This is a genomic window from Corynebacterium tuscaniense DNF00037 (assembly GCF_000759055.1).
In the GTDB taxonomy this organism is placed as follows: Bacteria; Actinomycetota; Actinomycetes; order Mycobacteriales; family Mycobacteriaceae; genus Corynebacterium; species Corynebacterium tuscaniense.
The window spans coordinates 1-20,000 of record NZ_JRNG01000052.1; the positions used below are offsets into that span (position 1 = coordinate 1).

At 59.7% G+C, this 20,000-nt stretch carries 22 protein-coding genes, 1 tRNA gene and 1 riboswitch; of the genes, 15 read left to right on the forward strand and 8 right to left on the reverse strand.

Annotated features, from left to right (window positions below; all coding sequences use genetic code 11):
• Positions 1-150: 150 nt before the first annotated feature.
• Complete coding sequence (locus HMPREF2129_RS09630) at positions 151-753, reverse strand: resuscitation-promoting factor Rpf1 domain-containing protein (RefSeq protein WP_034666037.1); 603 nt, start codon at positions 751-753, stop codon at positions 151-153.
• 11 nt (positions 754-764) lie between these two features.
• Positions 765-977: riboswitch (cyclic di-AMP (ydaO/yuaA leader) on the reverse strand.
• Positions 978-1,288: 311 nt separating this feature from the next.
• On the opposite strand from HMPREF2129_RS09630, the gene HMPREF2129_RS09635 reads away from it, so the two are divergent.
• Positions 1,289-1,672: a cold-shock protein gene (locus HMPREF2129_RS09635; protein WP_034666039.1), complete on the forward strand. Its 384-nt coding sequence runs from the start codon at positions 1,289-1,291 to the stop codon at positions 1,670-1,672.
• 15 nt (positions 1,673-1,687) lie between these two features.
• On the opposite strand, the gene HMPREF2129_RS09640 is transcribed toward HMPREF2129_RS09635, so the two are convergent.
• Both HMPREF2129_RS09640 and HMPREF2129_RS09645 read right to left on the reverse strand, forming a co-directional pair.
• Complete coding sequence (locus HMPREF2129_RS09640) at positions 1,688-2,206, reverse strand: DUF2771 domain-containing protein (protein ID WP_034666041.1); 519 nt, start codon at positions 2,204-2,206, stop codon at positions 1,688-1,690.
• An 11-nt stretch (positions 2,207-2,217) separates the two neighbouring features.
• Positions 2,218-3,015, reverse strand: a complete 798-nt coding sequence (locus HMPREF2129_RS09645; protein ID WP_052093110.1) for a glutaminyl-peptide cyclotransferase — start codon at positions 3,013-3,015, stop codon at positions 2,218-2,220.
• Positions 3,016-3,044: 29 nt separating this feature from the next.
• On the opposite strand from HMPREF2129_RS09645, the gene HMPREF2129_RS09650 reads away from it, so the two are divergent.
• From HMPREF2129_RS09650 to HMPREF2129_RS09660, 3 genes are all read left to right on the forward strand, one after another.
• A complete protein-coding gene (locus HMPREF2129_RS09650; protein WP_034666044.1) occupies positions 3,045-3,800 on the forward strand; it encodes a DUF3027 domain-containing protein in 756 nt (251 codons plus the stop codon).
• A 169-nt stretch (positions 3,801-3,969) separates the two neighbouring features.
• Positions 3,970-5,463 (forward strand): NCS2 family permease, encoded by a 1,494-nt coding sequence (locus HMPREF2129_RS09655; protein ID WP_084576796.1) that lies wholly within the window; start codon positions 3,970-3,972, stop codon positions 5,461-5,463.
• Positions 5,464-5,484: 21 nt separating this feature from the next.
• Complete coding sequence (locus HMPREF2129_RS09660; protein ID WP_034666047.1) at positions 5,485-6,315, forward strand: TrmH family RNA methyltransferase; 831 nt, start codon at positions 5,485-5,487, stop codon at positions 6,313-6,315.
• Here the strand turns inward: HMPREF2129_RS09660 and HMPREF2129_RS09665 are convergent.
• From HMPREF2129_RS09665 to serC, 3 genes are all read right to left on the reverse strand, one after another.
• Positions 6,312-7,157: a DUF6928 family protein gene (locus HMPREF2129_RS09665; RefSeq protein ID WP_034666050.1), complete on the reverse strand. Its 846-nt coding sequence runs from the start codon at positions 7,155-7,157 to the stop codon at positions 6,312-6,314. The two genes, HMPREF2129_RS09660 and HMPREF2129_RS09665, sit on opposite strands and share 4 nt — an antisense overlap.
• Positions 7,158-7,163: 6 nt before the next feature.
• Positions 7,164-8,162, reverse strand: a complete 999-nt coding sequence (gene sepH, locus HMPREF2129_RS09670; protein WP_034666053.1) for a septation protein SepH — start codon at positions 8,160-8,162, stop codon at positions 7,164-7,166.
• 89 nt (positions 8,163-8,251) lie between these two features.
• Entirely contained in the window at positions 8,252-9,379 is a 1,128-nt protein-coding gene (gene serC, locus HMPREF2129_RS09675) for a phosphoserine transaminase (protein ID WP_034666056.1), read from the reverse strand.
• A gap of 242 nt (positions 9,380-9,621) precedes the next feature.
• Between serC and HMPREF2129_RS09680 the strand changes: the two genes are divergently transcribed.
• From HMPREF2129_RS09680 to HMPREF2129_RS09700, 5 genes are all read left to right on the forward strand, one after another.
• The gene (locus HMPREF2129_RS09680) at positions 9,622-10,917 is read left to right on the forward strand and encodes a citrate synthase (protein WP_034666059.1); all 1,296 of its coding nucleotides are present in this window, start codon (positions 9,622-9,624) and stop codon (positions 10,915-10,917) included.
• Positions 10,918-11,057: 140 nt separating this feature from the next.
• On the forward strand, positions 11,058-11,417 hold the full coding sequence (locus tag HMPREF2129_RS09685) for an FKBP-type peptidyl-prolyl cis-trans isomerase (RefSeq protein WP_034666062.1): 360 nt from the start codon (positions 11,058-11,060) through the stop codon (positions 11,415-11,417).
• A gap of 4 nt (positions 11,418-11,421) precedes the next feature.
• Positions 11,422-12,270, forward strand: coding sequence for an aldo/keto reductase (locus HMPREF2129_RS09690; protein WP_034666066.1), 849 nt, complete (start codon positions 11,422-11,424; stop codon positions 12,268-12,270).
• Positions 12,271-12,429: 159 nt separating this feature from the next.
• Positions 12,430-12,771, forward strand: coding sequence for a DUF485 domain-containing protein (locus HMPREF2129_RS09695; protein ID WP_034666068.1), 342 nt, complete (start codon positions 12,430-12,432; stop codon positions 12,769-12,771).
• Positions 12,772-12,774: 3 nt separating this feature from the next.
• Positions 12,775-14,430 (forward strand): solute symporter family protein, encoded by a 1,656-nt coding sequence (locus HMPREF2129_RS09700; RefSeq protein WP_052093111.1) that lies wholly within the window; start codon positions 12,775-12,777, stop codon positions 14,428-14,430.
• 202 nt (positions 14,431-14,632) lie between these two features.
• Here the strand turns inward: HMPREF2129_RS09700 and HMPREF2129_RS09705 are convergent, their stop codons facing one another.
• The gene (locus tag HMPREF2129_RS09705; RefSeq protein ID WP_052093112.1) at positions 14,633-15,619 is read right to left on the reverse strand and encodes a DUF1906 domain-containing protein; all 987 of its coding nucleotides are present in this window, start codon (positions 15,617-15,619) and stop codon (positions 14,633-14,635) included.
• 127 nt (positions 15,620-15,746) lie between these two features.
• Here HMPREF2129_RS09705 and HMPREF2129_RS09710 point away from each other — a divergent pair, with 127 nt between their 5' ends.
• The 4 genes from HMPREF2129_RS09710 to panC all read left to right on the forward strand — a co-directional run bounded on the left by HMPREF2129_RS09710 (position 15,747) and on the right by panC (position 18,132).
• Entirely contained in the window at positions 15,747-16,478 is a 732-nt protein-coding gene (locus HMPREF2129_RS09710) for a DUF981 family protein (protein ID WP_034666070.1), read from the forward strand.
• A gap of 103 nt (positions 16,479-16,581) precedes the next feature.
• On the forward strand, positions 16,582-17,034 hold the full coding sequence (locus HMPREF2129_RS09715; RefSeq protein WP_146014979.1) for a hypothetical protein: 453 nt from the start codon (positions 16,582-16,584) through the stop codon (positions 17,032-17,034).
• Positions 17,031-17,363, forward strand: coding sequence for a transcriptional regulator (locus HMPREF2129_RS09720; RefSeq protein ID WP_084576798.1), 333 nt, complete (start codon positions 17,031-17,033; stop codon positions 17,361-17,363). Before HMPREF2129_RS09715 ends, HMPREF2129_RS09720 begins: the two co-directional genes overlap by 4 nt.
• Positions 17,335-18,132 (forward strand): pantoate--beta-alanine ligase, encoded by a 798-nt coding sequence (gene panC / locus HMPREF2129_RS09725; protein ID WP_034666079.1) that lies wholly within the window; start codon positions 17,335-17,337, stop codon positions 18,130-18,132. Before HMPREF2129_RS09720 ends, panC begins: the two co-directional genes overlap by 29 nt.
• Here the strand turns inward: panC and panB are convergent, their stop codons facing one another.
• Positions 18,133-18,951, reverse strand: a complete 819-nt coding sequence (gene panB / locus HMPREF2129_RS09730; RefSeq protein ID WP_034666081.1) for a 3-methyl-2-oxobutanoate hydroxymethyltransferase — start codon at positions 18,949-18,951, stop codon at positions 18,133-18,135.
• A 104-nt stretch (positions 18,952-19,055) separates the two neighbouring features.
• On the opposite strand from panB, the gene HMPREF2129_RS09735 reads away from it, so the two are divergent.
• Complete coding sequence (locus tag HMPREF2129_RS09735; protein WP_156959278.1) at positions 19,056-19,769, forward strand: hypothetical protein; 714 nt, start codon at positions 19,056-19,058, stop codon at positions 19,767-19,769.
• Between the two features lie 78 nt (positions 19,770-19,847).
• Positions 19,848-19,920, forward strand: a tRNA-Arg gene (locus tag HMPREF2129_RS09740).
• The last annotated feature ends 80 nt before the right edge of the window (positions 19,921-20,000 follow it).

Consider the following 20,000-nt stretch of genomic DNA (forward strand, 5'->3'; position numbering starts at 1 on the left):
GAGCGCCGAGTCGCGCCTCAAGACACGCAAATAAGCCACATAACGAGCATGAACAGCCCGGTTCCCGACACAACGAAAAAGTTAAGGCCCGAGCTAAATGCTCGGGCCTTTACCTGGGTCTCTTAGGAGACAGGGCGCTCTTAAGCCGGATTAAAGACGAGCCAGAACAGCGTCAATGAGGTCCTTGTTGGCCAGGTAGAACGCGTTGTAGTCGTGGCGGTTGGCGTTGTAGCTCGCGGTGACATGGGCCGGAACCTTCAAGCCACGTGCACTCAGGGAGCGGGTGATGGTGTTGTACACCGCATCAACCTGGAGCTCGCCACCCTGTGCGGCCGGAGCTGCAGGGGCAGGTGCTGGAGCGGGAGCTGGGGCCGGGTTCACGTTGCGCGGGGTGGGGGCGGAACGCAGGCCAAGACGAGCGGAGCAAGCCGGCCATGCGCCCCAGCCCTGGGCGGCGAGGGTGCGCTCAGCGACGGCGATCTGCTGCTCGCGTGTTGCCTGGTGAGCGTACGGTGCAAACTGGCCACCGCCATGTGCGCGCCAGGTGCTAGCGGAGAACTGCAGGCCACCGTAGTAGCCATTGCCGGTGTTGATGTGCCAGTTGCCGCCAGCCTCGCACTGGGCCAGGCGGTCCCAGTCAGAATCCGGGGCTGCGTTAGCAATCGGATTGATCAGGGCGGTTGCCGCAACAGCTGCGGAAGCGCCAGCTGCTACCTTGGAAAACGTGCGGCTCTGCTTGCTGTGACGTCCCATATGGGTATTCAAGTTCCTCTCTTGTTAAGCGTTTGCGAGGTGAGCTGTCGGGTTCAGGCTGAGGTCTTAGTAAGGTGCCTGGCCGCGTGTGCGGCTTCACCCCAGCGGGTTTCACTGGCCGGTTGTGGCCGGTGAGGGTTCCCGCGGTGCACGGCCACCGAGGTGGGTTCGTGCGGGTGGGTCCCCCGCTTATGTCCTTATGGAGTTTGTCGCAGTGATCGCTGGACACAATTCAACGTGGCAATCATGCGATTAGGGTTGGCCCCTGTGAGGGCATGCCGGTAACTCTAGCTGTTTATAACGATTAGGTCACGTTGTTTTCTTGAATTGTTATTAATGTGACAAATGTGACGCACTTTCCGGGGTGACTAACTGCAGGAACTGCGTAAATGTAATCTTTGTGAGGTGTCTCACACGTCGTTGCGTGTGTCGCCAGAGTGCGGCACGGCGTAACTTTATGGGACCGCGTTGCGTGGCGGGTATACTCGCGGTTTTCACGCGAGAATAACGCGATACACATAAGGGTGTGACAACGATGCCAGTAGGAAAAGTGAAGTGGTTCGACGCCGACAAGGGCTTCGGTTTTGCCTCTAACCCGGGGGACGAGGATGTCTACGTTGGTAAAAACGTGCTGCCCGAGGGTGTGGATGAGCTCTTCCCAGGCCAGCGGATCGAGTTTGATTTTGCTGCCGGCCGTCGTGGCCCCCAGGCGCTGCGGGTGAAGGTGCTCGATGAGCCGCGCCGTCGCCCGGTGAATCGTCGCAAGCCAGCGGAGCTCAGCAGCATGCTTGCCGACGTCATGTCGATGCTGGAAACGCAGGTCCAGCCGGCACTTGATGCTGGCCGCTACCCGGAGCGGAAGGAAGGGCGCCAGATCGCGGAGATCCTGCGCGCGGTGGCGAAAGAGCTAGATTCCTAAGGCGCCGAAGGTGCCTTAGGCTGCTTCGGTGCTGAAAGCCCAGGTAACCATGACCGGGGTCTCTTCGCCAGCGCCGTCCTGGCCGACCATGAGGCAGGACACTTCCATGACAACAAGGCTGGCATTGGAGTTGGATTCACTGCGGATAGGCACATCTACTTCATCGGCTTCACCGGGAGTGAAGGTGCGTTCGCTGTTGGCCGCAGGGTCGTCGTAAATGCTGAGCAGTGACCACTGCAAAACGGAGACATCTTTGGGCACGCTGACGCGCACGGCATCAGCGCCGTCCGCGTCGATGGTGGCAACAGAGCCTTCTGGGCAGTTTTCCCCGAATTCACAGACACTGAACGGTGTGGTTGTGGCGGAGTTTTCACCGGCAGTGGCCGTCACTTCAATCTCCTGTGGCGGGGTACTGGGACGGTTATTTCGCCACTCCATGTAGAAGTACAGTGCGGCAACGATGCCCACGATCATCACCGCGATGATGGCAAGCATGGCTATGGAGCGTTGGTCCCGTGTCTTCTTGCTACCCATACCCAAGCAGTCTATCCGTGGCTTGAGTCCGGAATGAAGGTGACCCGGTACATGTCCGGCCAGCGTTTACCGGTGATGTAGAACTCATCGCCCTCGATGTGCGCGATACCGTTGAGTACGTGGTTGGGGTCCGGGGTGGCGTTGTTGGGAACACCAGAGGCATCAATAACCGCTTCTACTACTCCTGTGGTCGCGTCGATCCGAACGATGTCTGTGCTGGTGAAGATGTTGGCATAAATATCTTCACCCACGCACTCAAGCTCATTGAGCCCGCTTAGAGGTGAGCCGTTCAGCGTTACGGTGAAGCGTTCACGTTCCGCCAAGGTGTCCGGGTCCATGCGTCGCAGCTCGCTGGTGCCATCCGAGAAGATCACCTCACCGGCATCCGGCCGGGCACACAAGCCCCAGCCTTCACCCTCATAGGTAGCGCGACTGATTTCCTCGAGAGTTTCCGCGTCCCGTTTGATGGCGGTGTTGTTTTGCCAGGTGAGTTGCCACAGGGAGTCGTCGATAAGCGTGATGCCCTCCCCGAAAAATTCAGGGGCGAGATCCTGGCTGGCAAGCTCGCGCCCATCCACCGTGCTGCGATAAATGCGGGAAGCCCCTTCCATCCCGGTGCCCACATAAAGCGTGCCGTCTGGACCGAGCTCAAGTCCCTGCGTGAAGCTTGTTTCATCAAAAGGCAGCCGTTCCTCGATGTGGGCGGTGAGATGCAGGGCACCTTCATCACCCTGCTTGTGGGAGCCGGAACAAGAAACAAGAAGCGGCACGGCAAACAGCAGTGCAGCAGCGCGCGGAAAATGGGCCATGGGCTCTATCTTGCAACACGTCAGCCATAATGGTTGATGTGACACAAAGAAAGACCCGTCGCAACCGCGAAGCAAACAACACTCCTGCAAGCCCCTTGCTTGGTCAACGGGCGGTCAACGTTGCGCGTGAGGCGCTGCATGAGTTCGATCAGGGAAAAGTAGGGGAACATATTGGTGTCAGTGGCTTGAGTAGTAACACTGCTACGCACCGCTTTGAGGCAACCGTACCGGGCTACACCGGGTGGGAGTGGAATGCGGTGGTGGCCTGTGCAACGGGCTCGGATTACATCACGGTGAGTGAGGTTGCGCTTGTTCCCGCGCCCACGGGTGAAGCGCTGCAAGCGCCCGATTGGGTGCCATACTCGGATCGCCTCCGCCCGGGTGATCTTGGCCCCGGCGACCTGATGGAGCCAGCGCATGATGATGAGCGCTTGACAGCGGATTCCTTCGCGCCGGATGCCGTGACGTTCCCGGGCCGTGAGACCGCGCAGTATCTCACAAAAACTGGCCTTGATGCCGCAAAGGATCGATGGCGTCGCGGGGATTTTGGCCCCAATTCCGCGCACGCCTCTCAGGCGGCGCTGCAGTGTAAGACCTGTGCTTTTTTCATTCCGGCAGGAGAGCCGATCGGCTACAACTTCGGTGTCTGTGCCAATGAATACTCCGCCGATGGGCGCGTTGTCTCCGCCGCGTATGGCTGTGGCGCGCACTCAGAAACGAAGGTTGATTCCGAAGAACTTGATGCGGGCGGAGAGCTTTTCGACGATGAAAAGCCCCTCTTCTAACCCCACCCCTCAATGTGGTGACAGACACAGCTGCTCATTTTGTAAAACCGGCAACTAGGTGGGACGCTATCCCCGTCATGTTTCTGCTTCCGTGAGCCGGTGTGCGCCCCAAGTGGTCCCGTGCGTGGTTTGTGGGGGCGCTTTTTCCGTGTTAAAAGGACAAGTTTTTATGAGTTCGAACACCACAGATTCTGCGAAGGTGGAACATCTTTCGGAGAAGAAACCGGACGCTGAAGCGCGCTCTGGCCTGGACCGTTTCTTCCACATCTCGGAGCGGGGCTCCACGGTGGCTACGGAGGTCCGCGCTGGCGTGGTCACCTTCTTCGCCATGGCGTACATCGTCCTGTTGAACCCGTTGATCCTGGGTACTGGTGAAGACTCCGCGGGCACCGTACTGGGCATTCCGCAGGTTGCTGCCGCTACCGCACTGGTGGCCGGCGTCATGTGTATTTTGTTCGGCGTTGTGGCGAATTACCCGTTTGGTATCGCCGCTGGCCTGGGCCTGAACACCTTGGTGGCTGTCACCCTGGTGGGTACGGAGGGCCTGACGTGGGCACAGGCGATGGGCCTAGTGGTCATTGACGGTATCATTATCGTTCTTCTAGCTGTTTCCGGTTTCCGCTCCGCCGTCTTCCGAGCTATTCCGCCCTCGATGAAGGCTGCTATCGGCGTGGGCATTGGCATGTTCATTGCCATGATCGGATTCGTGGATGCTGGCTTTGTTCGCCGTATCCCTGATGCCGCTATGACCACCGTTCCAGTACAGCTGGGCATCAACGGTTCCATTGCTTCGTGGCCGACATTCGTGTTTGTTCTTGGCCTGTTCATCTGTGGCTTCATGGTTGCGCGCCGTATTCCGGGTGGCCTGTTCATCGGTATCGTGCTCAACACCACCATCGCCCTCATTATTGAGCGGGTCACGGGCGCCGGATCGTCCGCTGAGACCGGCCCGACGGGCTGGAATCTGGCTGTTCCGACTCTGCCGGACTCTTTCGGTGGCGTGCCTGATCTGTCCATCGTGGGCAACGTCGACCTGCTCGGTGCCTTTACTCAGGTTGGTGTTGTCACCGCTTCACTGCTGGTGTTCACCCTGGTGCTGGCTAACTTCTTCGACGCTATGGGCACGATGACGGCTCTGGGCCGTCAGGCAAACCTCACGGATGAAAATGGCGAGCTACCGGACATGAAGAAGGCGCTCGTTGTTGAGGGCTTTGGCGCTATCGCTGGTGGTGCTGGTTCTGCTTCCTCCGCAACGGTCTACGTTGACTCGTCTGCCGGTATCGCGGATGGTGCACGCACTGGTCTGGCCAACATTGTGACCGGCCTGCTGTTCCTGGCCGCCATGTTCTTCACCCCACTGTATGAGATCGTGCCGATTGAGGCTGCCGCACCAGTGCTGGTCATCGTTGGTGCACTCATGATGATGCAGGTGGGTGAGATCGAATGGTCCCGCTTTGATATTGCACTGCCGGCCTTTCTCACCATCGTGGCAATGCCGTTTACCTACTCCATCGCCCATGGCATCGGCATCGGTTTCATCACCTTCGCACTGTTCGCAGTGTTCGCGGGCCGTGCGAAGGAAATTCACTGGATCATGTGGTTGATCTCCGCGCTGTTCGTGGTGTTCTTTGCCATGGATCCGATCATGGCTGCGATCTCCTAAGTCACCCACGATTGGTAGCGCATGATCCCCATTACCGATCCCGCTGACCCGCGGTTGGATGTTGTCCGCGATTTGAAGAAGGCGGATAACTCCCGCGCGTACGTCTTCGGGGAAGGCCCGCTCGTTGCCGGTCGTGTGGTGGATTCGCGCTACCCGCTGCGCTGCATCATCGGGTTTGAGAAGAAGATTGACACCTTCCGCACTAAACGTGCGGAAGAAGGTCTCCCACCGATTGAGGCTCCGATTTACACCGTGACCCGTGAGGTGCTCGCTCAGGTTGTTGGGTATGACATGCACCGTGGGCTCATCGCGGTAGCGGATAGGGCAGGGGAGCCTGATGTCGGTGAGCTGCTAGATGCGCGCACGCTCGTGGTCCTTGAGGGGGTCGGCGACCACGAGAATATCGGGGCTATTTTCCGCAATGCTGCCGGCATGGGAGTGGGCGGTGTGCTGTTGGGGTCTGGCACGGCAGATCCTTTGTATCGCCGCAGCGTGCGCGTGTCTATGGGGCATGTGCTCCGCTTGCCGTTCGCGCATCTGGACGGCACATCCACCACGTGGCAGCGTTCGCTTGAACAGCTGCGCCAGGCCGGTTTCCGGTTGATTTCGCTCACACCCGATGATCGCGCCGTCCATCTCGCGGAAGCGCTTGTCGACGCCGCCGGTAAGCCCTGGCCCAAAGTCGCCCTCCTCGTCGGCGGGGAAGGACCTGGCCTGACAGAACATGCGATGCGTGCGACAGACATCCGTGCCCGCATCCCCATGGCGCCAGGCACAGACTCCCTGAACGTGGCAACGTCAGCAGCTATTGCGTTTTATGAACGCGACCGTGGGATAGTGGGGCTGAGCTAGCGGTCGGAGTGACGGAGCCGTTCTTTCACCGTCTGCTTGAGGTTGCGCCAGCGTCGCGTCACATCGCGCCCAATCCGGCGTGCCACTTTGGCGGAAGCGTCGGCGAGTTCTGCGAACTCGTCGTTCGTTTCTTCGGCTTCCTCATAGTCGTCATAATCTGCATTCGCTGAGGAAAACTTGGCGGCAACATCGGCGACATTCTTGGCCCCTGGGGTGCGTTGCTCCACCTTGGGTTCTGGGCGCCCGTCAACGGCGTAAGCCACCACATTGATGTCGGGGCCATCGGGGGAGATGTCCACACCTAGCCAACTGCGCTGGGCAGCGTGCATGAGATCAACTGGCTCAAAGGGCAGTGAGATACCACCGAGTTGATCGGCGCGTTCCCCAGCCCAAAACGGGGCTTCAAACCCATCCGGCAGCCCGAGGTCTTCGATGAGCTCATTGCGCGTCGCGCACAGGGAACGGCGCACCGTATCCCCATTGAAGCGGGCAAAACCGGCGTAGCCCTCGCCTTCGTCGATGCCCTCCGCAAAGACGAAAACATCCGCTGCGGGCACCGCCCGGCGAAGGTTGGTGGGGATGTCGGAGAGCTTGCCGCAGTCGTCGATATGCGTCTGCAGGACAGCGACCCCCGGATAGCCGGCAATGTAGAACTCATCACGGCTACTGGGCGCAGAGCGGTTTAGCGGGAACTGGCCAATCGGCGTGATTGGCCAGCGCGGATTGAGCTGCGCGAGCAATTTGCGGCCAAAGCCACGGTCAGCGTGTGGCTCTGCTTCCAATACCGCGGCCGAATCAGCGGCGTTGATGTACCAGAAAGTGACTACGGCTGAGACTCCCATAAAGCCCTACTTCTTCGGACGCTTCGTGTTCGTGCGCACCCCAAGAAGCACGTCCTCCCAGTGCGGCGTGACAGCCTTACGCCGGCGCTTCTTCGGTTTCACATGCTCCTCCGGGATGTGCAGCACGTCGCCTTCCGCGAAAAGATCAGGCTGGGCGTGGTGCGTCTGTTGCCGCTGTTCGGCAGGAGCAGCGGGAGCGTCCTGCTCGTAATTCACTGCCACGGCGGACAGTGAACGCACCGGCTGTGCAAACGAGGGGTCGATCAGATCCGCTGCAACCGCATCGCGCGGTTCCGTAGTGGGGGCAGAGCCCATTGTGCGGTGGAAAGACCATTCAGCGCTGTGCTCCTGCAGGCCAGCCTGCCACGTCAAGCGCACCACCCACGGTTCGCCGACGTTCCGGACCGCATCCCACGTGGCCTCGGACAGGGCGTGACCGCGGGAAGAGAAGCTCAACGCGAGGACCTCATATAGCGTGTCCGGCGCCGGACCATCTGCACGGACCGGATGGGACTGCTTCGCAACCTCCGCAACCTGGGCGCGCTCCAGCAACACCGGATGGGCATACGGCTCCACGCGACTAATGGCCACGCCCATCTCCTCAGCGAGTTCCTCAGTGCTTGCTCCCGCACGGATTCGTGCCTGAATATCCTTCGGGCGCAGCGATAGGGGAGTGGCAAACAGCGGGTCCGGCTCCGCAGGCGTGCGTTCGACGGGGGAAGACTTTGTCTCGGGATTTTCAGGCTCCGGTGTACAAAGTGTCAGGTTTGGCCCGCCACGTTCTTCATTCTTCGCTTCCTCGACAGGCTCAGCTTCGGCGACCTCAAGGTTCTCATCATCCTCGTCAGAACCGCTGTTCACGGAAGCATCGTCGACGGTGGTGAGTGTCGGTGCGGCCGGCGGGACAAGGTCCTCGCGTGAAATGCAGAACTTCTCTCCGTCAAGGGCGCGCAGCACCCACAGAGAGTCGGTCGATTCGTCCGCAACAACAAAGAGCTCGCGCATCGCTGTCTCCTTACACCTAAGTCAATCAAAAAGACAGCTTAACTGACACGCAATCTCTTATTTGGTTGCGGCGGTAGGGATTTCACTCTTTACTTCTCGCCGACGCCCTGGGACAGCATGAAGTCAATTGCACCAGTGAGCTTGACTACGTCCTCGGTGTCAATCGCCGGGAACATGCCGATGCGCAGCTGGTTACGGCCCAGCTTGCGGTACGGTTCCACGTCGAGGATGCCGCCTGCGCGCAGAGCCTTAGCCAGCTCAGCGGCGTCGATGGAATCATCAAAATCGATGGTGCCCACAACGTAGGAGCGCTTGTCTACATCCGCAACGAACGGCGTTGCGTGCGCATTGCCCTCCGCCCAGGAGTAGAGCGCATCCGAATTTGCCTTGGTGCGGGCAACCATGCCGTCCAAGCCACCATTGTCATTCATCCACTTGACTTGGTCTGCCAGCATGAGCAGCGTCGCCACAGCAGGGGTGTTGTAGGTCTGGTTCTTGCGGGAATTATCCACAGCAGTCTGCAGATCCAGGAAGGCCGGGATGAAACGACCGGACTCCTTGATCTTGGCAATACGCTCAATGGCAGCCGGGCTCATGGCCGCGAGCCACAGGCCACCGTCTGACGCGAAGCACTTCTGCGGGGAGAAGTAGTACGCATCAGCATTTCGCATATCGACGGGTAGGCCACCGGCGCCCGACGTTGCGTCGATAAGCACGAGCGCATCAGTATCCGGGCGGATGACAGGAACCATGGCACCGGTGGAGGTCTCATTATGAGCCCACGCGACAACGTCTGCGTCGGTGCCATCCAGCGCGGAAGGGGAGGGGGCGCTGCCCGGCTGCGCCTCAACCACCTGCGGCTCATCCAGCCACGGAGCCTGCTTGGAGGCCTTAGCGAACTTGGAGGAGAACTCACCAAACGTCAGGTGTGCAGACTTCTTCTCAATCAAGCCGAAGGTCGCCGCATCCCAGAAAGCGGTGGCACCGCCGAGGGACAGAATAATCTCGTAGCCCTCGGGGAGGGAGAACAGCTCTGCAAGACCCTCGCGGACCTCACCCACAACATTCTTCACCGCAGGCTGGCGGTGGGAGGTACCAATGATGTGTGCACCGTTAGTGATCGCGTCCAACTGGGAAGGGCGAACTTTGGAAGGGCCACAGCCAAAGCGGCCGTCGTGAGGTGAAAATTCTTGCGGAAGAGCTGGATACTCGGACATTCGGGACCCTTCTTTCAGGCTTCAAAATGGCATCGGTGTGGCACTAACTCTAGCCCGCGGGGGTAATTGTGGTGTAACGGGGGAAGTGGAGTTTTTGTCTCTACCGTCACATCCTCAGGGCGCGGTCCTGATAGAGTGAATTCATGCCAATTCTGGCGCTTGGCTCGTGCTTAGCCCGTAGGTTATTTTACCTGCGGAAACTAGCCGCAGGCGTCGCTCAACGACTCTTTGAAAGGTTCATTGTGGCTTCTGAGAACAACGACAAGGTAGTACTCAACTACCCCGGCGGCGAGTATGAGATGGATCTCATCCGTGCCTCCGAGGGCAATGACGGCTTCGTGCTGGGCAATCTCCTCGGCCAGACCGGCCTGGTCACCTTTGACCCGGGTTACGTGTCCACGGGTTCCACCGAGTCCAAGATCACCTACATCGACGGTGACGCAGGCATTCTGCGCTACCGCGGCTACGACATCGCTGACCTGGCTAACAACGCCACGTTCAACGAGGTGTCCTACCTGCTGATCAACGGTGAGCTGCCGACTGAAGAGGAGCTAGAGACCTTCTCTAGCAACATCCGCCACCACACCCTGCTGGATGAGGACTTCAAGGCTGCCTTCAACGTCTTCCCGCGTGACGCACACCCGATGGCTGTGCTGGCCTCCTCCGTCAACATTCTGTCCGCTTACTACCAGGACCAGCTCAACCCGCTGGATGAGGAGCAGCTGGACAAGGCAACCGTTCGCCTCATGGCAAAGGTGCCGATGTTGGCGGCATACGCTTACCGCGCATCCCAGGGTAAGCCGTACATGTACCCGAACAACGCTCTGAGCCCGCGCGAGAACTTCCTTCGCATGATGTTCGGTTACCCGACCGAGCCGTACGAGGTTGACCCGGTTGTTGTGAACGCCCTGGACAAGCTGCTCATCCTGCACGCTGACCACGAGCAGAACTGCTCCACCTCCACCGTCCGCATGATCGGTTCCGCACAGGCAAACATGTTCGTGTCCATCGCTGGTGGCATCAACGCTCTGGCTGGCCCGCTACACGGTGGCGCTAACCAGGCTGTGCTGGAGATGCTCGAGGATATCCAGGAGAACAACGGTGGCGACGCTTCTGACTTCATGAACCGCGTGAAGAACAAGGAGAAGGGCGTCCGCTTGATGGGCTTCGGCCACCGCGTGTACAAGAACTACGACCCGCGCGCTGCCATCGTCAAGGAATCCGCACACGAGGTGCTCAACCACCTGGGCGGCGACAGCCTGCTTGACTTGGCTATGGAGCTCGAGGAGATCGCACTCAAGGACGACTACTTCATCGAGCGCAAGCTGTACCCGAACGTGGATTTCTACACCGGCCTGATCTACCGCGCCATGGGCTTCCCGACGGATTTCTTCACCGTCCTCTTCGCCATCGGCCGTCTGCCGGGGTGGATCGCTCACTACCGCGAGCAGCTGGCAATGAACTCCAAGATCAACCGTCCACGTCAGATCTACACCGGCGCAACGCAGCGTGAGTTCGTTCCGCGCGATCAGCGCTAACGCTCCTTCGGTGTGACTAAACAAGCACGCTGAAGACAGCGAATCCGCCGAAAGCGGGATGCACCGTATAATCAGGGGCTCACCGTTTCGGCGGTTTCGCGTTTTACAAGCGGGATACCCAAACCAAGGAGAAATCTTTCATGGATAAGCCCACTATTGACGTACCTCAGGATCCGGCACCGGCCGGCCTAGTGATTGAGGACATTGTTGCCGGTGACGGCGACGAAGCGAAGGCAGGTGGCATGGTCAAGGTCCACTACGTGGGCGTGGACTACCAGACCGGCGAGGAGTTTGATAGTTCCTGGGACCGTGGCGAGGCTGCTGAGTTCCCCCTGACCGGACTCATCGAAGGATGGCAGCAAGGCATCCCCGGTATGAAGGTGGGCGGGCGCCGCTCGCTGACCATCCCGCCGGAAATGGCCTACGGCCCCGCCGGTGGCGGACACCCGTTGTCGGGCCGCACCCTCATCTTTGTCATCGATCTGCTTGAGGCGAACTAGAACAATGGTTGGTACCCTTTCTCCCCGCGACATTCCACATGCCACCTTGAACGATGGTCATGAGTTACCTCTTGTGGGGCTGGGTACCTACAAACTCACCGGCCCGGACACGGTGAACATTATCCGCCGGGCCATCGACTGCGGTTACCGCCACTTTGACACTGCCTCCTTGTACGGCAATGAGGCAGAGGTAGGCCGCGCAGTACGTGAGGCGATCGCGGCGGGGGATGTGGTGCGTGAAGAACTGTTTATTACGTCCAAGCTATGGAACGATGATCAGCCTCGTGCCACGGAAGCTTTCCACGAATCGCTGCGTCGGCTGGACCTCGACCACGTGGATCTGTTCATGGTCCACTGGCCGTGGCCCCAAAACGGCACCTTTGTCGCCGCATATGAAGCACTGCTAGAACAGCGTGAAGCAGGGCTTATCAGGACAGTGGGGGTAGCGAATTTTTACGAAGAAACACTGGATGAACTCATCGCAGCAACGGGGGTCGCACCTGCCGTGAACCAAGTCGAACTTCATGCCGGTTTCACGCAGCCGGAATTACGGGACTACCACGCCCGCCACAACATTCTCACGGAGGCATGGGCGCCGCTGGGCAGGGGAGAGATCCTCGACAGCTCTCAGATCACACAGGTTGCTGCTGCCTACGGCGCAACACCCGCGCAGATCGCCCTAGCGTATCTCGTTTCCCAAGGGATCTCTGTCATCCCGAAGACGAGCAGTGCGCAGCGTCTTAAGGGGAATATCGCGGCTGCCAGCATCACGCTTGACCGCGAATCTTTGGATCTCCTCGACACTATCCCTGGTGAACGCCAGTCTAATGATCCGCGCATGTTCCCTGGATAGTGGTGGGGAGGGGACGCCGATCAGCAATGCTCTGGGTGGGGCTAGTCAACGGGGGTGACTTTTGGAAATTTATTTAATTTAATTGGCAAAACTGTCTCCCGGTTGTGTGTTCTAGGTTACTTTTTTCACATCCGATTCATTTTTCCGAAAGGAGTAGCCATGGCTGAAGGCTCGCCCGCTGTAAAACAGCGACGGGAACCAACGCCTCAGGAATTCGTGGAAATGCAGGCTAGCCCGCAGTTCCAGGAACTGCGAAGCACCTACCGCAAGTTCACATTCCCGGTGTCTATCGCATTTTTCCTCTGGTACATCTTCTACGTCGTGTACGCCACATTCTGGCCGGAGGTCATGGCGAAGCCATTCCTGGGTATGAACGTAGGTCTCTGGCTGGGTGTCGCCCAGTTCATCACTACGTTCCTGATTACCTGGGCATACGTGGTGTATGCCAACAAGAACATTGAGCCGCGCGCAGCGGCGATCCGCGAAGAGATGGAGGGCTAAGACATGAACCCTGACGTATTCATCCTGGCCCAAGAGCAAACCGCGGCAGCCGGTAACCCGATTCTCAACATCGCTGTCTTCGCCGCATTCATCATTGTCACAATGGCAATTGTGACGAAGGTGGGTAAGTCCACCTCCGAGGCCTCTGACTTCTACACCGGTGGTGCCCAGTTCTCCGGTACCCAGAATGGTCTGGCCATTGCCGGCGACTACCTGTCCGCTGCATCCTTCCTAGGCATCGTCGGCGCCATTGCTCTCTCTGGCTACGACGGCTTCCTGTACTCCATTGGCTTCTTCGTCGCATGGCTGGTGGCCCTCCTGCTCGTGGCGGAACCACTGCGTAACGTGGGCCGCTTCACCATGGCTGACGTGCTGTCCTTCCGCCTGCGACAGAAGCCGGTGCGCGTGGCAGCTGCCTTTGGCACCCTCTTTGTCTCCCTGTTCTACCTCATCGCCCAGATGGCTGGTGCCGGCTCCCTGGTGTCCGTCCTCCTGGACCTGCACACCTTCAGCGCTCAGGCAATCTGTGTTGCGATCGTTGGTGTGATCATGATCGCCTACGTTCTCATCGGCGGCATGAAGGGCACCACCTATGTTCAGATGATCAAGGCAGTGCTGCTCGTCGGTGCGGTGGCGATTATGACCATCCTCTGCTTCATCGCAGTCAAGGGTGGCATGAATGCACTGTTCGACAAAGCCGTGGAAATGCACGCCGGTTCCGAGCACATTCAGAAGGCTGGCTATGAGGCGTCTGAGATCCTCCAACCGGGCCTGAAATACGGCGGCTCCTTGACTAGCCAGCTCGACTTCATCTCTCTGGGTCTGTCCCTGGTTCTGGGTACCGCTGGTCTCCCACACGTTCTCATGCGCTTTTACACCGTGCCTACAGCCACGGAGGCACGTAAGTCCGTGACCTGGGCAATCGTCCTCATCGGTGCGTTTTACCTGATGACCCTGGTTCTCGGCTACGCCGCTGCTGGTCTCGTTGGCCCGGACACGATCAACGCTGCACCGGGTAAGGCGAATGCTGCCGCGCCACTGTTGGCTCTGGAAATCGGTGGTTCGGTCTTCATGGCCGTTGTGTCCGCCGTGGCCTTCGCAACAGTGCTCGCCGTGGTGGCTGGCCTGGCTATTACCGCCTCTGCCTCTATCGCACACGACATCTACAACGCTGTGCTTCGCGACGGGCAGGCGTCCGAAGAAGAGCAGGTCCGTGTCTCCCGCGTCACCGTGGTTGTCATCGGCATCCTGGCCATCGTCCTGGGCATCCTGGCAATGCGTCAGAACGTTGCCTTCCTTGTATCCTTGGCGTTCGCCATCGCGGCATCCGCTAACCTGCCGACGATCCTTTTCTCCCTTTACTGGAAGCGCTTCAACACCGCTGGCGCAGTGGCTTCCATGTATACGGGCCTCATCGTGGCGCTGGTTCTCATCGTCCTGTCCCCGGCAGTCTCTGGCAGCGAAACTGCAATGTTCCCGAACGCTGACTGGGCTATCTTCCCGCTGACCAGCCCGGGTCTCGTGTCCATCCCGGCTGCGTTCCTGGCTGGCATCATCGCCACCTTCGTAGGCAAGCCGGACAAACTGGATGAACTCCAGGCTGAGATGGAAGTCCGCTCGCTTACCGGTGTTGGTGTGGAGGCCCCAGTGGACCACTAAACACGAGGCGACGGTTTCGGGCGCTCGCCCCAGCGCATGCTCCATGCGGAAGAAGGAGGCCACCCTGGCGGGTGGCCTCCTTTGTGTTTGCGGTGCATAGCCATGACCTAAACCCAGCTTTCTAGATCCAGCTTATTGGCGGTTTTGGGCTGATTAGCTGGTCCTGAATAGCTGGGTTTAGCTAGTGGGTTTCGCCGTTGCCCTACCGGATGAACTGCCGCGCGAAGTTCACGGCGTTTTGAATGTCTTGTCCGCTGATGTTGGATGCGAAGCGCTGTGCCTCTGAAGACAAGGCCTCCGGGGAGGGGTTGGTGAAGTTGGGCAGGGAGGAGTTCTCCGGAATGCGGAAACCTGGTGCCGGTGCGGCAGGGGTAGTGGGCTGGCCCGGTGCCGAAGTAGGGGACGGGGCGACGACGCGACCGCCGGCCTGCCACTGGCCCCAGTCGGCGGTGTAGACATTATTGACGTCGCACTGCACGCCATCGATGGTGACCTGCCAGCCGGCCTTCTGGTGAATGTTGGCGCGCGGGTGCAGCTTGCCACCGGAACCCCAGTCATGCTGCCAGTAGTATGAGCCGATGCCATCCTGGACGCACCACTGGATAGTGTTCCAGTTGCCGTACACGCCGGTGAGGAGGCCGGCTGCTGCGAGACGCTCGTGGAAGGCGCGCAGGTATGGGCGGATCTGGTTTTCGTACTGGGCGCGCGTGGGGTTGTCATCAATAGCGACGTAGATTGGCTTGCCGTTCGGTCCGCCTGCTGCGCGGTGCAGGTTAATCGCCTGTGGGGCGTGGACGGTGGCACCGGCTGCGCCGGCGAGCCAGTCGGCTGTTCCCGCACGGCCGAACTGGTAAACGGATGCGGTGAAGAGGCCGCTACCAGCGAAGTCTTGTGTTTCTTTGAGTCCAACGGGTTTGCCCAGCATCCATGCCGCGCCTGGGCGACGCTGGGAGACATAGCGCACGGCGCCCATGTGTCCGGCTGCCTTGACGGCGCGGGCGGAGGGTACGCCGGCGGAGTAATCGAGCACAGTACCAATGGGGCGCCCTTGTGCGATGGCGTTGGGGAGGTGGGATACGCCGACGAGTCCGGCAGTGCCTAGCACGGTGGCCAGGGTGGCATTGCCAAGGAAAGAGCGGCGGGAGATGCTGGTGGAACCGGGACGGTTCGATTTAAGAGAGTTATTCACAGCAGAAACAATAGCACCATTTATAACAAAATATAACAATGGTCACTTCTGAAAGTGATGGTGAAAAGGTTGCCGTGAAGTATGCCTGTCTTTGCCAGTCCGGATGTTACGGGCTACGGTTCAAGTTATGAATACTTTTTTCACTGGTGAACAGTCCCCAGGTCTTATCGACTGGAGCAATATGCCGACCTACAACACAATCATGGCCCTGGCCGTCGGCGCTGGCCTTATCGCCGTGGCCATGTTCTTCCGCGATTTTCGCAACGGAAAGCTCGAGGGGGTAGAGGGCTACGCATTGACCTTCGGCGCGCTGGCCCTCATTCTTTTCCCGACTGGCCTGCACATGTCCCTGACCTGGCCACTGGCGCCAGACTTCGCTTTTGACAACATTGTCTTTGGTGAAACGTCGCTGGGTTTCAGTGTGCTCCTGGGCGCTGCGGCCTTCTTCCTGTGGAACAAGCGCGAGTACTACGCGGTTGGCTCTGAGGCGAGCTTCCACGGCGCGATGAAGACGCTGCGCCCAGCCACGATCTTCATCGCTGGCCTTGGTCTTGCCCTGTTTGGTATCGCGTTGGCTGGCGTTGTGTACACATTGTTTGCTGCCCCGGCTGAGGAACCGATCTCCGGTGCATTCGCAGACTGGCCGATGATGGAGGCAAGCTTCCTTGGTGTGCTGTTCACCATGGTTGGTCTTGGCGCTGTGCTGCTTCCATTCGCTGTTCGTAGCACGAACGAGGACACCATTTCGGGCCTGTTCAAGACTATCGAGTGGCTGTGGCTCATTTCGGGTGCGATCTGGCTGCTGTTCGGTGCCATGAACTTCTACACCCACATCGGTCTCATCGTGAACACGATGTAAACCACGCGGACTTTCATCCCCGCGTCGCCTCCCGGAAGCGGGAGGGGATGTGGGGATTTTTGGTGGGTGGCGGGGAGCGTCGATAAGCAATATGCTTTCCATTATGGAAAGTAAGCAGATCGATCCGAGCGCTGCACGTGACGCGCTTGAGGCGGTCCGTGAAGTCGAGGCACACGCCGCCAAAGTGCCCATCCCGTGGCCGATGATCGTGGCTGTTGGTCTTGTGTTCGGCCTTGGCATCGGCCTCATGCTGGCGGGCCAGGTGTGGGGGCTGCTAGTCCTTCTTGCATCGCTGTTTCTCATGATGGTCCTTGAGTTCAGCGGCAAAAAGGCCGTGCGCACAGCCATGAAGCAGGACGTGCAGCCAGATGAGGGGGCGTGGAGCTGGAAGCGGTTCTTCACATTCATGGTGCTGTACGCGGCGGCGTACATCGGAATGCAGGTCTTCGCGGACCGCTACCCGGACGGCAATCTGATCGTCGGGGTCACTGTGGGAGTTCTTGCCGCCGCTGTGATGATCGCGGGCTACGGCCTGACGTGGAGGAAATACCATTGATCGACCCGGTTATTCATCCGCTCAACCGCCTGAAGATCTGCGCAGCCCTGCGCGCTGCCGGTGCGACGGAGGGGGACGTTCGCCGCGAGATGCGCTTTGCGCGGCTGCGGGAGATCACGGAGCTCTCCGATGCCACGCTGTCGAAGCAGCTTTCGGCCCTCGAGGAGCACGGCTACATCACCCGTTTCCGCGAGTACGGGTCCAGTCGCGCGAAGGACACCGTGTGGGTCACGCTCACGCGCGCGGGGGAGCAGGCCCTCGAAGGTCACCTCGAAGCACTCAAGCGCTACGCTGAGCCGCATGACTCGCCTGATCCGAACACCCGCTGAGCTTCAGCAATTGCTTATCGGCGCCCCCGGCGTCTCCCTCGTGCCCACCATGGGTGCCCTGCACAGTGGTCACATTTCGCTCGTCCGTGAGGCTAAGAAGTTGGGCAATCCGGTCGTGGTGAGCATATTTGTCAACCCGCTCCAGTTCGCGCCGGGCGAGGACCTGGATGCGTACCCGCGCACCTTCGACGAGGACCTGGCCAAGCTCGAGGCCGAAGGCGTGGACGCCGTCTTCGCGCCGAGCGTATCCACGATGTACCCCCACGGCCCCCGCACCACCATCCACCCCGGGCCTTTGGGTTCTGTCCTCGAGGGCAAGACCCGCCCCACTCACTTCGCGGGCGTGCTCACCGTGGTGGCCAAACTGTTCTGCCTCACCGGCGCCACCGACGCGTTCTTCGGAGAGAAGGATTACCAGCAGCTCGCGCTCATTCGGCAGATGGTGGAGGACCTGCACCTGCCCGTGCGCGTGCACGGCTGCCCGATTGTCCGCGAGGACGGTGGCCTGGCGCTCTCCTCCCGTAACCGCTACCTCAGCCCCGAAGAGCACGAGGTAGCACTCGTATTGTCCCGCGCGCTGGCTACAGGTTCGTACGAAGAAGCGCGTTCGCTTATCGACGCCACCCCCGATGTCGACCTGGACTACCTCGCCGTGACTACCCCGGACCTCTCTGAGCTCCCGGCAGGCTACCGCGGTCCCGCCCGCCTGCTCGTTGCGGCGAAGGTGGGTACGACCCGTCTGATCGACAACGTGGCGGTTGAGGTCTAGCTAGAAGGAGTGTTCTTCCGCGGGGAATTCTCCCTCGTGCACGGCGCGCTTGTACTCTGCAGCAGCCTTGCCCAGAGCCTCGCCCACGGCGCCGAACTTACGAACGAAACGCGCGCGGTGGCCGCCGGCGGGGAGGTCCGCCAGATCGTGCCAGACGAGAACCTGCGCGTTAGTATCCGGGCCGGCACCGATCCCCACAGTGGGTACAGGGCTCTTCGAGGTGAGCTCTGCTGCAAGGGGAGCGGGGACCATCTCGAAGACGACCATGTCTGCACCCGCGTTGACCACGGCCTCCATGTCCGCGCGGAGCTGGTCGGCGGAGTCATCGCGGCCCTGGACTTTGAAGCCGCTGAGGTTATCCACGGACTGCGGCGTGAAGCCCAAGTGTGCACATACTGCCAGGCCCGCGTCCTTCAGCGCCTTGATCCGCGGCGCGATGCGCACCCCGCCTTCGAGCTTGACCATATGTGCACCGCTGCGGTGAATTATGTCGGTGGCGCTGCGTACGCATTGCTCGTCGGAAGCCTCATAGCTCCCGAATGGCAGATCAGCGATGACCAGCGCATTACCCGCGCCGCGCACGACGGCTGCGGCGAGGTAGGTCATTTCGTCGATGGAGACCTGGTTCGTCGTCTCATAACCAAACACAACATTCGCCGCGGAATCACCGACGAGCATGCACTCGATGCCCGCCTCCGCGAATACCCGTGCCGTGGAGTAATCGTAGGCAGTGATCATCGCCCACTTTTCCCCGTCAGCCTTCTTCTGCTTCAAGTCCGCTACCCGAACTTTTTTGGTGGGAACCAAGTATCCAGTCATGCGGACAGTCTAGGCAGTCGTGACGGCAATTCTTGGAATTTCCTAGGAATTGAATTCTCCCGCTCGGCCAGCGTGCTGCGCTGTGCGTGCATATGCTGGGGCGCATGATCAGAGCATTTAGTGCAGTGCTCGCCGCAGTCAGCTTCATGGCCGTGGCTGGGTGCGGCGCCACTGAAGACGCCGACCAGGCAGCACCTCCTGCAGCAGAGAGCCACGATGATACTGTCGCCTCCGAGGCTCCCAAGGACGTGGATTACCGCGCGCTTCTCGACGGCATCACCTACAAAGGCCAGTCCATCGTCGTTCGCACGCCGGAGCAGATCGAAGAATTCATCCAAATGTCTCGGGATGCGGAAGCCGAAAACGCGGTAGATAACGTGAAAGTTGAACCAGTTGAATGCGCGGAGAGCGTCACAGACCCTGCGCGGGCGAACCACGCTGAGAGAATGAGTGCGGACAATTACACGATGGCTGATTTGGACGTCGATAGTTTCACGCTCATTGCGGAAGCCGCGGATATCGCTGATTACCGGATGACTGATCTGGAGAAATCTGATGGGTCCTGTGACAAGTACACCGTCACGATGCACGGCTACACGCAGCACATCACGGACAAGGAAATCCCATTCGAAGGTGACGCGAACAAGGGACGTGCAATCATCTCGCACTCAGTTTTCGACGATGGAATCGAAGCCACAATCTACAACGTCGCCGCCGAGAAAAGCGGCGCCTACGTCAATGTCGTGATCAAAGACTACTCGGATGAATCCATCCAGGCAGCCAACGAGACACTCGACCAGGTCCTCGCGCGACTCTAAGTCTCAGCCTGGGACAACGCCAAGTTCAGACCGCGTCTTTCGCCCGCTGATGACCGTGCGGTAACGTAGATTCCCGTTGCCCTAGTAGCTCAGTGGATAGAGCACGGCTCTCCTAAAGCCGGTGTCACTGGTTCGATTCCAGTCTGGGGCACAGAATAACCCCCGTAACCTGCACATACAGGCTGCGGGGGTTTCCTGACTCTTGGGCAAATTCGGGGTTAAGGGTCAAAA